This is a genomic window from Terasakiella sp. (genome assembly GCF_048267425.1).
Classification (GTDB): domain Bacteria; phylum Pseudomonadota; class Alphaproteobacteria; order Rhodospirillales; family Terasakiellaceae; genus Terasakiella.
In genome coordinates, this window is sequence record NZ_JBLWXN010000002.1 from 146,745 (window position 1) to 161,394 (window position 14,650).

The 14,650-nt window shown below is 47.4% G+C and carries 14 protein-coding genes; 6 read left to right on the forward strand and 8 right to left on the reverse strand.

The features are described from left to right. Nucleotides 1-127: 127 nt before the first annotated feature. The 5 genes from ACN0VA_RS03890 to ACN0VA_RS03910 form a co-directional block, all read right to left on the reverse strand. The gene (locus tag ACN0VA_RS03890) at nt 128-808 is read right to left on the reverse strand and encodes an ABC transporter permease (protein ID WP_417819871.1); all 681 of its coding nucleotides are present in this window, start codon (nt 806-808) and stop codon (nt 128-130) included. Continuing rightward, nucleotides 805-1,500 (reverse strand): ABC transporter permease, encoded by a 696-nt coding sequence (locus ACN0VA_RS03895; protein ID WP_188664337.1) that lies wholly within the window; start codon nt 1,498-1,500, stop codon nt 805-807. Before ACN0VA_RS03895 ends, ACN0VA_RS03890 begins: the two co-directional genes overlap by 4 nt. A 61-nt stretch (nt 1,501-1,561) precedes the next feature. Further along, nucleotides 1,562-2,305 carry an ABC transporter substrate-binding protein gene (locus tag ACN0VA_RS03900; RefSeq protein WP_229734304.1) on the reverse strand — a complete coding sequence of 248 codons (744 nt, stop codon included), beginning with the start codon at nt 2,303-2,305 and terminating at the stop codon, nt 1,562-1,564. 54 nt (nt 2,306-2,359) lie between these two features. Further along, complete coding sequence (locus ACN0VA_RS03905; RefSeq protein ID WP_417819872.1) at nt 2,360-3,133, reverse strand: ABC transporter ATP-binding protein; 774 nt, start codon at nt 3,131-3,133, stop codon at nt 2,360-2,362. 221 nt (nt 3,134-3,354) lie between these two features. After that, nucleotides 3,355-4,836: a hypothetical protein gene (locus ACN0VA_RS03910; RefSeq protein WP_417819873.1), complete on the reverse strand. Its 1,482-nt coding sequence runs from the start codon at nt 4,834-4,836 to the stop codon at nt 3,355-3,357. 161 nt (nt 4,837-4,997) lie between these two features. Here ACN0VA_RS03910 and ACN0VA_RS03915 point away from each other — a divergent pair, with 161 nt between their 5' ends. The 3 genes from ACN0VA_RS03915 to ACN0VA_RS03925 all read left to right on the forward strand — a co-directional run bounded on the left by ACN0VA_RS03915 (nt 4,998) and on the right by ACN0VA_RS03925 (nt 7,094). Next, nucleotides 4,998-5,981: an MDR family oxidoreductase gene (locus tag ACN0VA_RS03915; RefSeq protein ID WP_417819874.1), complete on the forward strand. Its 984-nt coding sequence runs from the start codon at nt 4,998-5,000 to the stop codon at nt 5,979-5,981. A gap of 133 nt (nt 5,982-6,114) precedes the next feature. After that, entirely contained in the window at nt 6,115-6,444 is a 330-nt protein-coding gene (locus ACN0VA_RS03920; protein ID WP_417819875.1) for a hypothetical protein, read from the forward strand. 137 nt (nt 6,445-6,581) lie between these two features. Beyond that, on the forward strand, nt 6,582-7,094 hold the full coding sequence (locus tag ACN0VA_RS03925) for a DUF2867 domain-containing protein (RefSeq protein ID WP_417819876.1): 513 nt from the start codon (nt 6,582-6,584) through the stop codon (nt 7,092-7,094). Here the strand turns inward: ACN0VA_RS03925 and ACN0VA_RS03930 are convergent. Both ACN0VA_RS03930 and ACN0VA_RS03935 read right to left on the reverse strand, forming a co-directional pair. After that, complete coding sequence (locus ACN0VA_RS03930; RefSeq protein ID WP_417819877.1) at nt 7,089-8,954, reverse strand: ABCB family ABC transporter ATP-binding protein/permease; 1,866 nt, start codon at nt 8,952-8,954, stop codon at nt 7,089-7,091. The genes ACN0VA_RS03925 and ACN0VA_RS03930 overlap by 6 nt on opposite strands. Before the next feature lie 79 nt (nt 8,955-9,033). Beyond that, on the reverse strand, nt 9,034-9,744 hold the full coding sequence (locus tag ACN0VA_RS03935; RefSeq protein WP_417819878.1) for a DUF6969 family protein: 711 nt from the start codon (nt 9,742-9,744) through the stop codon (nt 9,034-9,036). A 204-nt stretch (nt 9,745-9,948) separates the two neighbouring features. On the opposite strand from ACN0VA_RS03935, the gene ACN0VA_RS03940 reads away from it, so the two are divergent. The 3 genes from ACN0VA_RS03940 (at nt 9,949) to ACN0VA_RS03950 (ending at nt 13,028) form a co-directional block, all read left to right on the forward strand. After that, complete coding sequence (locus ACN0VA_RS03940; RefSeq protein ID WP_417819879.1) at nt 9,949-10,752, forward strand: hypothetical protein; 804 nt, start codon at nt 9,949-9,951, stop codon at nt 10,750-10,752. A 117-nt stretch (nt 10,753-10,869) separates the two neighbouring features. Beyond that, on the forward strand, nt 10,870-12,429 hold the full coding sequence (locus ACN0VA_RS03945; protein WP_417819880.1) for a hypothetical protein: 1,560 nt from the start codon (nt 10,870-10,872) through the stop codon (nt 12,427-12,429). A gap of 80 nt (nt 12,430-12,509) precedes the next feature. Beyond that, a complete protein-coding gene (locus ACN0VA_RS03950; RefSeq protein WP_417819881.1) occupies nt 12,510-13,028 on the forward strand; it encodes an adenine phosphoribosyltransferase in 519 nt (172 codons plus the stop codon). Between the two features lie 7 nt (nt 13,029-13,035). Here ACN0VA_RS03950 and ACN0VA_RS03955 read toward each other — a convergent pair whose 3' ends face one another. Then, on the reverse strand, nt 13,036-14,601 hold the full coding sequence (locus tag ACN0VA_RS03955) for a DUF4384 domain-containing protein (RefSeq protein ID WP_417819882.1): 1,566 nt from the start codon (nt 14,599-14,601) through the stop codon (nt 13,036-13,038). Nucleotides 14,602-14,650: the final 49 nt, after the last annotated feature.

Here is a 14,650-nt window from a genome sequence, read left to right on the forward strand (position 1 = left end):
CCGACCTTTATGTACGACCTGCTTTTCTTATGATGCAGTGTCGACGCCTTATAGATAGTTGGCCATTAGGTGTTAAAAATCAACTATACACCCGTATAAGTACGCATATCTTTTTTAATAAAAACTTTTAATTCTGAAATCTCAGCAAGCGTTTTTCCACTCGCATCCAAACTTGAATAAAGATGAATGTCATCAGCAGATAAATCACACCTGCCGTAAAATACATTTCGATCGCCAGATAATTACGCGCAATGATCGTACGCGTCACACCGGTCAGATCGAACAAGGTAATGGTATAAGCCAGCGCCGAGCTTTTCAGCATCAAGATAATTTCGTTACCATAGGCAGGCAAAGCCATGCGAATTGCGCGAGGCAAAACGATGCGGCGATATAGTGTGTGTTTCTGCATGCCGATTGCAATCCCGGCTTCCACTTCGCCATGTGGAACGGCCTGAATGGCTCCTCGGAAAATCTCAGCGGTATAAGCGCCGGTATTTAAGGCAAAGACGATGAGTGCACACCAATAGGCCTCTTTAAAAACAGGCCAGAAGATGCTTTCACGAACCGCATCAAATTGCGCGGCCCCATAATAAAACAAAAACAACTGCACCAACAGAGGTGTGCCTCGGAAAAAGAAGGTATAGAGAATTGGTATATTACTGACCCACCAGTTTTGTGACGCCCGCATCAGGGCAACCGGAATGGCAATCACAAATCCGATAATGCAAGAGATAAACACCAGTTCCAACGTTAAGACGGCACCATCCAGCAATTTGGGCAGAGCAACAAAAATTTCTTCCCAATTCATGCCGATGCCCTCTTCACACCGCGATTGGCCCAGCGTTCCGCATAAATCTGCCCCACCAAAACAACTGTCGTAATCCCCAGATAAATAAGCGCGGCAATAAAATAAAAGGTAAAGGGCTCTTTTGTATTTTGAATGGCGGCTTGTGATGTTCGCATCAATTCAGGCAAAGCAATGAGCGACACAAGCGAGGTGTCTTTCAGCAAGACCTGAAACAAATTGCCCAAGCCCGGTATTGCCAGACGCATGGCCTGAGGCAAGGTAATACGCCAATAAATTTGGTGAGAGTGCATCCCGCACGCCACTGCTGCTTCAATCTGGCCGACAGGGACAGACTGAATCGCACCACGAAAGACTTCGGTGGCATAAGCACCAAATGACAAACCAAGGGCACAAACCCCGGCAACGAAAACGTTGATCTCGATATAGTCGTTATATCCAACACTTTCGGCAATACGGTTGACGATATCTTCCCCGCCAAAATAGACGATCAACACCACAAGGATTTCCGGGATACCGCGCACAACTGTGGTGTAGCTTTGCCCCATACCACGTAAAACAGCATAAGGTGACAGCTTGGCCGCCGCCCCCATCAATCCGAAGACAAGGCCGACGATCAAACCGCCAAAGGCCACCTGAACCGTCATCCAGGCACCCAACGCGATTTGCGGACCAAATCCTTGCAGGTCAATCATGTTTCGTCTTTCGTAAAAAAATACCGCCCCTAACCAGAGGAAAGGAGCGGTATTTCAGGTCTTAGTAGATAGAGAACGGGAAATATTTCTCGTTGATCTTTGCATATGTGCCATTGGCAACAATTGCCTTGATCGCCGCATTGAATTTTTCGCGCAGCTCATCATCTTTTTTGCGAACAGCAATACCGATTTTATCATTTACATCGATCGCATCGCCAATAAATTCAAAACCTTGGCCCTGTTCGCTACGCAACCAGTCATAAGCCGGCAATTTATCAGAAACCAACAGGTCGATACGGCCAGAAGCGAGGTCGAGGTACGCATTTTCCTGCGTATCATACAATTTCGCGTCAACGTCTTTCAGCTCATCTGTCACGTAGTTTGCTGCAATGGTTGCACGTTGTGCACCAACCGCTTTACCTGCCAAATTTGCTGGATCAACGCTGGAGCCTTTTTTAGCAACCAAAGTCAGGTTGTTGGAATAGTAAGGTTCCGTAAAATCAACTGCCTTTTTGCGTTCTTCGGTAATGGACATAGAAGCCACAACCGCGTCATACTTTTTCTTTTTCAAACCGATCAGGATAGAATCCCAATCCAGCGGTGCGATAATTTCACATTCCGCTTTCATTTCTGCACAAAGGGCATTGGCGATATCAACGTCAAAACCAAACGCTTTGCCGTCTTTATCAATCCCGTTAAACGGAGGGTAAGCACCTTCCGTCCCGATGCGGATTTTATCACCCGCATGTGCCATAGAAACGCTCAGGCCCAGAACAGCAGCCAGTGCAAATGCAATTTTCTTCATTGAAAACATCTCCCGTGATGTATTTGATTAAACCCCTAACCAGCCGGATTTTGTTTATAATTCCGTGCTGATAAACTGTTTCATGCGTTCGGATTTCGGATTTTCAAAAACCTCTTTAGGCGGCCCGAACTCTTCCACCTGCCCTTGGTGCAGATACATCACGTGGCTGGACACCTCGCGGGCAAAGCCCATCTCATGTGTCACCACCAACATGGTGCGCCCCTCTTCGGCGAGTATCTGCATCACTTTCAAAACTTCACCGACCAGTTCCGGATCAAGTGCCGAGGTCGGTTCATCAAACAACAATAACTCAGGCTCCATCGCCAATGCGCGCGCAATGGCTGCGCGTTGTTGTTGCCCGCCGGAAAGTTGCGACGGATAATGCCCGCGACGATCATAAAGTCCAACTTTGTTAAGCAATTCTGCTGCTTTTTCAGTCGCTTCTTTTTTTGAAACGCCTTTTACCTGCGTTGGACCTTCGATGATATTTTCCATCAAATCCATGTGTGCCCACAGATTGAACCCCTGAAACACAAATCCGATTTCAGAACGCAAACGTGTGATCTGTTTTTTATCGGCCGCGCCCAATTGACCATCTTTTTCACGGTGCAATTTCATTTCTTCACCGGCAACGCGAATGCTGCCTTTTGTCGGGCGTTCCAGTAAGTTCAAGCAACGCAAGAACGTACTTTTACCGGATCCGCTGGAACCGATAATGGAAATCACATCGCCATAATGTGCCGTCAGGGAAATTCCCTTCAACACTTCAAGGTCGCCGAAATATTTATGGATGTCGTTGACCTCAAGGGCCGGATAATCTTTGGTCATGAATTCTTTTTGGTTCAAATGATTTGTTCGCAACAATGTTTCGAGTTAACCAAGAAGTCAAGAAACTGTCATACATTTGCGACAATCAAGCAAAAACTCAGCCAATTTCAGAAGGATAGAACCGAAAATAAAGTTCCCTTTGAAATGAAATTACCCAAAGAAATTAAATTTTCCTAATCCGCCATAAGATTCGCTTCAAAAAAGTACGGTTGCGCACACCCTTATTGCAAGGTTTTACGTTGATTGTAGCGATATGCCGTTAAACCAATGGCATGGGCACTCAAACCAACCTCTACAAAATCATTCAACAAAACAACCATATTGGTTTGCTGTGCAATTGCGTCTAATGCTGTCGGTGTTGTTAGCCAACTGTAGGTCTGCGTATCAAACAAAGGTTTGGTTGCCTGTAAAATATTGCCTGTTCCCGATGCCAACAAATTATTGGCCCAGGACGTTGGATTTTTCAAGATAACAGGCAAATAATGATTAACCAACGCCCCCGATCCCGTGTCTTGTAATTGCAACATGGTAAGCTGAAAAGCCCCCGTCTTCGCCAATGTCTTTTCAAGCGAGGCAATAATTGAAGACGCATCTGTCAAAGACTGAGAATATGCCGCGTCACTGTAACTGTCATTTACATTTGAATTTCCATACAGAACGATCAAACGCTTTCCTGATCCGGCAATTTGTTTGAGTGTTTTATCGTTATACGGTTGAATATCGTCCACAAGATCATAACCGACATTTGCCGTGATATATTGTAACAAATAGGTTTGAACTTCTGCCTTGCTCAACGGTTGGAATGTACTGTCCTGAATACCGGAATCCTTAATCTGGACAACGGCAATTTCTTGCGTGTTTTCCACCAAAAACTGATCCACACCCTTTAAGAAATCCTCAAAAGACGCCCCGGTTATGAAATTATGCACATGAAACGCCGTTTTACTGGTATCCGTTTTTAAATAAGCAGGACGAAAATCAAAATAACGTGTGCCAAAATCCATTTGCGCCGCACTGGCATCTTTTTGGGTAATCGAGAAATTCTCCAAAGCCTGCGCCCCGACACTAACCCCTGCCTTACAAAGCGCATCCAAAACCGCATTGGATCCGCACAACTGAGCAACGGCATTCTGCGTATCCTGAAGCGTCATTTCATACATGCCCGCATCATGGGAACCGGGCAAAACCAAATCGGCAAATTTTAAATCTGGATATTGCGTTTGAAGGTGGCTCATCCAGCTATTTTGGCGCGGACCCGTATAGATATAAGCTTGATTTGTAATCGGGGACGACGCATGGCTCATGCCATAATTCATAACGCCCTCTGTCCCATCGGGTAAACTGAATACGTGCCCTTGCTGCTGAAGCACTGCATTGCCGGCAATAGCACCGGTCGTCGTATTTATTTTATAAAGAATATTTTGCAGTTGTGCGCCATTTGCGTCACGTGATTGCAAATGGAAATCCCGATTAATAATGAAAAAACCAGGTGACAGCGTGCATTTTGCCGTCCGAACCTTACCAACCTCACCCAACGTACTTTTTTGATAAGGCAAAGCATAAACCCCGTCACCTTCGCAATCAAATGTCGGGGTTTGTAGCGTTCCATCCCCATATCCCGTCAAGGTCACGTCCTTGCCAGCAAAAGCGATCGGCAACCAAAGAAAAGTCAACGCAGCAGACAACAAAACAATCTTTTTCATTTAACCAACCCTTCAATTGCACTTTTTGCGGTATCTTAAATTTAAATACAATTAAAAGTAAACTTATATTTTGTAAAAGGCACTTCCTAAATTGAAAAGATTGATCGTCTACCGAACATTATGTATCGTTCTGTCAAATCAAACCATGAAAGGTCCAAGAGATGACATTTAATGCCCTGTTGCTTGATCAAGATATGACACTGGCGATCAAGGAAGTTTCCGACAATGACCTGCCTGCCGGAGAGGTTCTGGTTAAGGTTGATTACTCCACACTGAACTTCAAAGACGGGCTGATCATGAATGGTCTGGTCAAGCTGGTAAAACAATACCCTCATGTTCCCGGTATTGATTTTGCCGGTACGGTCGAAGCCTCACAAGATGATCGTTACAAACCCGGTGACCGTGTGGTGTTAAACGGCTGGCGCGTGGGGGAAATCCATTGGGGGGGATATGCCCAAAAAGCCCGCGTGAAAGCCGATTGGCTGGTTCCCCTGCCTGACGCCATTTCCACCAAACGCGCAATGGCAATTGGAACGGCAGGTTATACCGCCATGTTATCCATCATGGCGTTGGAAGACCACGGTATGAAACCCGATCAAGATGGCGAGGTTCTGGTCACCGGTGCATCCGGCGGTGTGGGCTCCATTGCGTGCGCTATACTTGCCAATCTGGGCTATAAAGTTGCCGGGTCCACCGGGTCTGAAAGCTCCCACGCATATCTGAAAAGCCTGGGCGTCAGCACCATTGTTCCACGCAGCGAACTGGAAGAAGGCCCACGTGGTCCCTTGGGTGGTGAACGTTGGATCGGGGCCATTGATAATGTGGGTGGTTCCACCCTGCATCATGTGCTCGCAACCTTAAAATATTGGAGTTGTTGTGCCTCTGTTGGTCTTGCGGCATCCAACGAATTACACACCACCGTTTTACCCTTCCTGATGCGTGGCATTACCCTGCAAGGGATCGACAGTGCCACCTGCCCGTTTGAGCGTCGCGTCACCGCATGGGAGCGCCTGACCAACGAACTTCCTATGGATAAACTGGATGCCCTGACAAGCGAAATTACCCTGTCAGAATTGCCGGAGGTAGGCAAAAAAATCCTCAAAGGCCAAACACAAGGCCGTATTGTGGTGGACGTCAATTCGTAAACCTTTTGTTAACTTTTTGAATTTTAAGGGGTTGTTAATTTTTTAACAGCCCCTTTTCTTTTTGGCATCCTCTTTGCAATCTCATTTTAACAGAGGTCGAAAAATACGACCCGATCAAAAAAGAGGATCGAAAATGTTACAAAGGTTGAAACTAGGATGGATCATAGGTGGACTTCTGAGTCTGAGTGCCTGCGGGTACGTCGATAAGTACGAAGAAGCCGTCTATGAAGAAGAACCGCGCTATTGTTATCAACAGCTCGGTTCCGTCAAATGTTTCAGCGAACCTGTTCACCGGGACGCGGCCCGACTGGTTAATTACTATGGCCCTCATCCCAACCGATACGATACGCCCTCACCTCCCGATCGGTTGGAATCTGTCGCACCGCCCCCGGTGGCCTTTTATGTACGCGATGAAGAACCCATCCCCGACGATTCAACCGTACATCCGGCCACAGATCAATAACCCCTATTGATCATCTCCATCATACCCACACGCCCCCACCTGTTTTCGGTGGGGGTCTTTTTCAGAGCCTATAGACTTGTGCATTTGTTGTGCTCGGCTTACGTCTTACTCTCACAGGTCAAAAGACGAGGCATAAAATGGCTGTTACGGAAATTCCGGTTACCCCTGATTTAACCGCCAACCTCTTGGAACGTGTTACCTTCGTCGATTGTTACGAAGCCACCCCGGTTCACAAACAGGACTTAGCCGAAATTTATTGGGCAATCTTTGCTCATAGCCCTGATTGGGTCACTTGGTTGATGAATACACGAAATCGCATTGTCGGTGTTTTTGGTCTTAAAACAGCACGTCCTGATGAGGATAAATCCGCCCATCCCCTGCCCACAAGAGACAAAATCGAAGTTGGTAAACGACTGGGCATGTTTACCTTATTGCAGCTCAACGAAAATCAACTGGTGACAGGAGAAAACGATAGTCATCTAGATTTTCGAATTTCACTGACATGGGCAGGACCAAAAACCATTAGACTGACCACAATGGTCAATACCCATAACACCTTGGGTAAAATCTACATAGCAATCATCAAGCCTTTTCACAAGCTGATTGTACGCACCGTGATCAACAGGGCCTTGAAAGCCGGTCGTCTATAAAGCTGGTTTCAAGGCAGGCGCGACATCTTCACCCACTTGTTCCAAGGTTTCCATCGCTTGGGCAGCTTCTTGCTGTTTTGCCCACATGGCGGCATATGCCCCGCCTTTGTCCAATAATTTTGCATGATTGCCGCGTTCAACAATCTCGCCTTGTTCCAGAACCAGAATTTCATCGGCATCCACTACCGTTGATAAACGGTGGGCAATGACCAACGTCGTCAATCCACTTGAAACATCGCGCAACGACACCTGAATTTCTTTTTCCGTATGGGTATCCAAGGCCGATGTTGCCTCATCAAACAATAAAATGCGCGGGCGTTTCAGAATTGTACGCGCAATCGCAACCCGTTGTTTTTCCCCGCCGGACAGCTTGAGGCCACGCTCCCCCACCATTGTGTTATAACCATCAGGTAGTCCCATAATAAAATCATGGATACTGGCCAGCTTGGCCGCCTCTTCCACATCCCCCGGTGTCGCACCGGGACGGCCATATGCAATGTTATAAAAGACCGTATCGTTAAACAAAACCGTGTCCTGCGGCACAATGCCGATCGCCCCGCGCAAGGCGGCTTGTTTAATCTGGCGCACATCGACACCATCAATTTTCACAGCGCCATCTGAAACATCGTAAAATCGGAACAACAAGCGTGACAAGGTCGATTTCCCCGCCCCGCTGGATCCAACAATTGCCGTTGTTTTACCCGCGGGCACATGGAAATCGACATTTTTTAAAATGGGCCGGCGTGGATCATAAGAAAACGAAACCTGTTCAAAACGCACATCCCCGCCGCCCTCAGGTAAATCACAGGCATCCACGTCGTCGGCAATCTCTGCCTCTTTATCCAGCAAGGAAAACATATGTTCCATATCGGCCAGCGATTGCTTGATCTCGCGGTAGACAAAGCCCAAAAAGTTCAGCGGCATATAAAGCTGGATCAGATAGCTGTTGACCAAGACAAAATCACCAATGGTCATGGTGCCGCCTTGCACGCCGTAACCCGCCATAATCATCACCGCGGTTAACCCCAACGAGATAATCACACCCTGCCCGATATTCAGCAGGCTTAAGGTGACCTTGGATTTAATGGAGGCTTCTTCAAACCGGCGTAACGCACTGTCATAACGACGCGCTTCATGGTCTTCGTTGGTGAAATATTTGACGGTTTCGAAATTGAGCAAACTATCAATTGCTTTGGTATTGGCCTCGTTATCGCTTTTATTCATGGTGCGGCGATATTTGATCCGCCATTCCGTCACAATCAAGGTCCAGGCGATATACCCGGCAATGGTCGCAAACGTCACAAGCGCAAACGTCCAATCATACATGACCCACAAAATGCCACAGACCAACACGATTTCCAGTAACGTCGGCAAAATGTTGAACAGCATGAAATTCAAGAGAAATTCAATACCCTTGGTACCGCGCTCAATGGATCGACTGAGCCCCCCGGTCTGGCGTTGCACATGAAATCGTAAAGACAGTTTATGCAAATGTTCAAAGGTCTTAAGGGCAACATCACGAATGGCACGTTGCCCCACACGGGCAAACACCGCATCGCGCAATTCCCCGAAAGCTTGAGAAAGCACACGCGCCACACCATAGCCAACCAGTAACATAATCGGCACCGCAAGCAGTTGGGCGGTGCTGTCCATGCTCAATGCATCAACCGCTTTTTTATAAAAGATCGGAACGGAGACGTTTAACCCTTTTGCCGCTGCCAGAAACAACAAGGCAATCACCACCCGGATACGCAAATCACGCGCATTTTTAGGCCAGAGATAGGGCAGAAGCGTTTTTAACGTTTTCCAGTCATTTCGCGGACCGGTACGTGGTGGGGCATCATTGGAAAGGTGGCGCATGCACTGTCATTTTTCTTTTTAATTGAAAGGAATTAAAGACAGTATGCCCCAAGTTCCTTTAATCCGACAGTGACTTAATTCACTTTTCAGTCTTGCGGGCTTCCAATTCCTGTTCAATAGCCGTGATTTGAAGGGAAATATGACATTCCAATTCAGACGTGACATCCAGATCACGGCATTCAAAAACGTTTTCTTTTGGGTTTTGTTCTTTCCAATCGGCCACAACATGATCGCGCAGGCGCAATAGATCGCAGATTTGCGGGTAAAACAATTGAACCATTGCCCCCATCCAACGATTTGCAGGCCAGGACGGACTGGCATGATCAATTTCAAAATGATCCAGCATGCGGATCACATCCTCACACTCATACCAATATTCCGCCGTCACCCAACGGTTTGTAGTAAACAAGGCCTTCGGGTGACCGAACTCATCCATCGAAATCGCAATTAAATGACTGAGCGCATCATTTTTGGCTTTTGGTTCTTCAAAATCTTCGACCGCAGCCGGCTTGATCCCCGACGGCATTCCTTTCGGGCGCAAGAACAGGTGGAAATGACCATGTTCGCCGTCACGGTGGGCATGATAATAATACTGCCCGTGTGTTTCATGGTCATAAACGTCACCGTCCGGATAGTGGTTCATCTGATAAAACGTCCCACATCCGCGAAGAACATCCGCAACAATATTTTCACCAACTTTGCTCAAGACACGCTGGCAATTTTCGACCTCATGGCCAGCCGTCAGCATTTTGTTCAGACGTTCTGTTGTGACCTGTGACAAATCAATCATAACACGTTCCTATTTCAAGTTCCCCAGATGACTTGGTACAGAACTTAATCCCTTTTCCAGATAAGTACTTATCACAAGCACTCAAGTTTTAATCACATTTTATTGATGGCGCGTGAAGGCATTGTTTAGAGATATTCCAGCCTTCTCCCTTCATACTTGGAACACTTGAAAAGAACGACATCCAGCAAAGTCTCGGGAGGCATTATGACATTTCGTACAACACTAAAAACCGCATCTTTCACACCTTTGGCTTTGGGGCTTGGCCTTGGTATTGGAATCGCAAGTGCCCTCCCGCTTACGCCAGCTCTCGCTAATCCGTGTGCGGCAAAAGCCTGTGCTCAAAACCCCTGTTGCGCCAAAAATCCGTGCGCAGCGAACCCATGTACAGCCAACCCTTGTGCCGCGAAAAACCCGTGCGCGGCTAATCCATGTGCAGCCAACCCATGTGCGGCAAAAAGCCCGTGCGCGGCTAATCCGTGTGCTGCCAACCCATGTGCAGCCGCACAACCCGCAGAACTTAGTGATGAACAAGCCACGCGTGAATGGGATCGTTTGCTTCCCGCTATGCAGACAACATATGCAAAGTCAGGCGTCCCTGCTGCGGCTCAATTTTTCAATTGGATAAACGTTACAAAAAGCCCCTATCCGTCCAGCACGCATGGGGACCGTTATCTCGTCAACATCGTCAATGAAAAAGCCAAAGATTATCAAAAATGGGAAGAGGCTGGCATTCTACCGGCAGGTGCGATCGTTGCAAAACCGACCATTGTTGGCAAGGCAGGTGGCAAAGCTGATATAGGCCCCCTTTTCCTGATGGAAAAAATGTCGTCAGGCTGGAACCCGCAATCACTGGACTGGAAATATTCCATGATCATGGCAGATGGCAGTCTATGGGGGGAAACAAAAGGGCGCAATTCAGCAGGCATGACCTTCTGTTTTGAATGTCATAACGCAATGGGTGCAGAAACCGATGGGCTTCTTTTCCTCCCGGAAGAATATCGCCGTTAACCTTCAATCAACGGCCCCTTGAGCGAAGGCGTTCCCCTGACGCCTTCGCTCTTTTTTTATGGAAAACAACCTGTTAAAGTCCTCGAACCAAAAACAATAAACAAAAGGCGCTCCCGCGTGTTCAAGTGGATCAAAACGGCAAAAAAAATCTTTTCAGGTATCGGTGAAGACCGTGCCCTTGTGCGTATCAAGGACGATGGTTTTATGTCTGATGATATTGCTGTCAGTATCGAAGATATTATCAGCGAAGAAGACCATGAAGATATAGGCAAACTGCACGTCCTCAGCATGACAGAATTTCATCAAGCCCTCGGTGACACATGGGATAAACGTGAAGACAAAATTTTCCGACTGACAGAAGGCGTGATGCGTGACCGTGTCGGTCAGGGCAATCGCTGGGAACATCAAAGCCAAGAAATTTACATCATGTTGTTCCCGACCCTGTCTGAAATAGAAGCCGACGCCCGTGCCTATGACATCGCCGAAGAAGTCGGGCGCAAAATTATCGGAGATCGTTTTGACGGGGAACGTCGCCCCCTTGTCCGCGTGGCGGGTGTCGACCCGAAAGATGCCCTCAAAGAAGACGGCAGCCTGAATATTGAATTCCTTGAAAAAGCAGGCCGTGCGGGTGAAGCTGCCGGGAACGCCAAAGAAAAAGGGGCAAACGACAACGCACAAGAAAAAACAGCCCCTAAAACAAGGATCGATCAGCAACAACAAACGCACGACCCAAAAGAAGACAAAACCAACTGGAAAGAACACCATTTGGCCCACGAAGAAAACAATCCGCATTGGCAAAAAGGGCAAAAGAAACCAGCTTCCATGAGCGAAGCCCAATGGGTTCAATTACAGCGTGAACGCAAAGAAAACAACAAAGACGAACCACAATGGGTGGCGATGACAAAGGAAAAAGAAGAAAAAAGTACAAGCCCATCATCACTCCCCAAGGACAAGCCAACCTACGCTGTTGAATATGCCCCGTGCTGGGAAAGGGACAGTCAAAGCCTGCGATTATATCGTGCGCGTTTTTGCTATACCTCACCCACAGGGCAAAAACTGGAAGGCTCAAAAGCCTATGGCAAAGCCAACAATCAACAAAAATTAAAAACAGATCTCTGGGTCTTGCAACAAGCCGCCAAAGCCTTGTTTTCCTTTAATACGCAAAACATTGTCACGCCTGTTTTCATTCCCATACACAGCCCCTCTTTGCGTGGTGAAAATCTTCAGGCCCTTCTGGAAGCGCTCGCAAAATTCACGCCTTCCTTGCGCGAACGATTTCTTATTGTTGAAATATTGGATGATGGGCACTGGACACCTGAAAGCCTGCAACAAACTTGCACGGCCTTAAACAGCGTGGTGAACGCAACCGCTTTAACCTTGAATGCCGAAAATAAATTCGCAACCCCGTTATGCAACGGATTAAATTGGGTCGGGATTGATTTTTCAATACTCAATTCAAAAAACGGTATTTCATTGCCTCAACTGGAAAACCGCCTGACAGAAATTACAGCCCTTGACGCCAAGCCTTATGCCCTTGGCTTGCGCCGACGTGATCAGGTCAATGACATGTTGGAAATCGGTATGGAACTGATCAATGGGGTTGCCCTTGTGCGCAATACGCCAAAACTGCGCCCACCCTTCAATTTACCGATTGAAAGATTGCAAAAATCCGGCTGATAAAACCAAAAAAATTACATGGTACTTCTCAAAACACACGTTTAATATACGGTCAGATTATTTAATTTGGGGTACATCACATGGATCTGAAAGATCATATTCGCGGCATTCCGGACTTTCCGAAACCGGGCATTCTTTTTTACGATATTTCAACCTTGTTGGCCGAACCGGATGCATGGCAGGTTGCAATGGGACGCATGGCCAAAATCGTCAGCCGTCATCAACCTGATATTCTTGCAGGTCTGGACGCTCGTGGTTTTCTGGTCGCAGCGCCTCTGGCCTTAAAACTGGGTCTTGGTTTTACGATGGTGCGTAAAAAAGGCAAGCTACCGGGCGAAACAATTGAATATAGCTATGACCTTGAATACGGGTCCAACACGGTCGAAATTCAAGCCGATGCCGTTAAACCGGGGCAGCGCGTCGTTATTCTCGATGACTTGCTGGCAACAGGCGGCACACTGGAAGCCGCGATCAAATTATTTGAACAAGTGGGTGCAAACGTGGTCGGCACAGCCTGCATGATCGAGTTAAATTTCCTGAATGGACGGGAAAAGCTTGGGGATATTCCCTTTGATACATTGGTGTCTTACGACGAATAAGGGCGAGTTATTCCACACTGATAATCAAAGACGCTTCGCTTAAAAGTACATTGGGCAAGCTGCGATAGACTTTGGTCAGTTGTCTTTCATTGGCAACCGATAACGGTTTAAAGGCAGCTTGACCCAAGGCCGTCGTTAAATCCTTTGCCACATCGCGGTCCGTTGCAAAACATTTGACAGCCTCCACACCGCTGGGCGGCGTAAATTCAAAGGCAAAAGGCATAGAGGCCGAGGGGATATTTTGCGTAAATCCCCCATTTAGAAAACCGCTTTTCATAAACCGGTTCGGAAAAATACGAAAAATCATCCCATCGGCCTGCAAATAATAACAACCGATATAGGCATCAACAGTAGTGCGCACAGAAAGCACCATCTTTTGCCCGACTTTGTAAGACGGGTCGTTCCCTTTGTTGCTGCTGAGATAAAGGTCAATCGGCCCCAATGGATTTGTTTCTTCCTGTGCAATCGGGGAAGGTGGCGGCAAAAGGTCAAGTTCAGGCGGGATTTCACTTTTCACGATCCGCCCGCGCCAAACATGCGCAGCACCTTTTTCATTTTCCAAACTCAAGCGTATTTCTACATATTCTTCAAATGGCCAATAGGTTCCTTTTAAAATAAAACTCCCCTGCCCATCCTGTGATAACGTCGCGCGTTCAACACTGTTTGCACTTAACTGCAATCCCCGAAATTGTTCTTCTTCAATGATAAAATCGCTGATTTCCATACTGTTGATATTGCGCGGACCACTGGCGGCATACTGACGCAAACTGTCCACCAGTACCCCGGTGAAATAACGCCCAAACCCGGTATGGATGCCACTGGTTTGGTACCGGATCCCCTGAACCATGATTTTGCGAACAAAATTAACATCGCGCAGCAAAGCACCTGCGGCTTTTTGCGCTGCCCCATTGACAGACAACCCGCCGTGCGCTTTGCTTATCGCCTCATTCTTGCGGGCAAACGCCTGTTGACTACTAGATACAATGCGCCCGGTTTCCGTTTCCACCATTTTATAGGCCAGCAGAATTTTATCTCCCTTTAGGCTTAACGTGCCCACGGCCAAAAGATCGGAACGCGCGCGGGTGATTAAATCCCCCAAGGGGTTTTCACTTTCACTGCGCATTCCCATTTCGTTAATATCCTGAACCAGCGCCCCCAGTTCCTTGCGCGCAACAACGGCGTAACGCCCATCGGCTTCGCGGACCAAGGCCTGCGTAAATCCGTTTACGTAAATCTGGGCTTCTTCCAACGAAATCGGCAGTTCATCCGCCTGAAAAGGATGTATGGCAATTTTCGGCGTATCACGATCCAGTAAGCTGAGGAAACGCTCACTCCAATGCGGTTGTCCCAACAGGGCACGCGCCATCGTTTTAAATTTTTTGGAAGCAGAAACCGTTTTCTTTTTGTCTTTTTTCGGGTCAGGATCTTTTTTGCGCCACGGCTTATCCGAACGATATTCAGACGCGGATTGCTCGACCGAAGGGATCACGCCTTCTTCTGCAGAGAGGGAGGATAAAGCACCGGATACAAACAACCACGCACTTAGTACCAGACACAAGACAACCCTATTCACCACACGCCTCAATCATCTTTGAAAGAATTTAAAGGACAATATACACGGT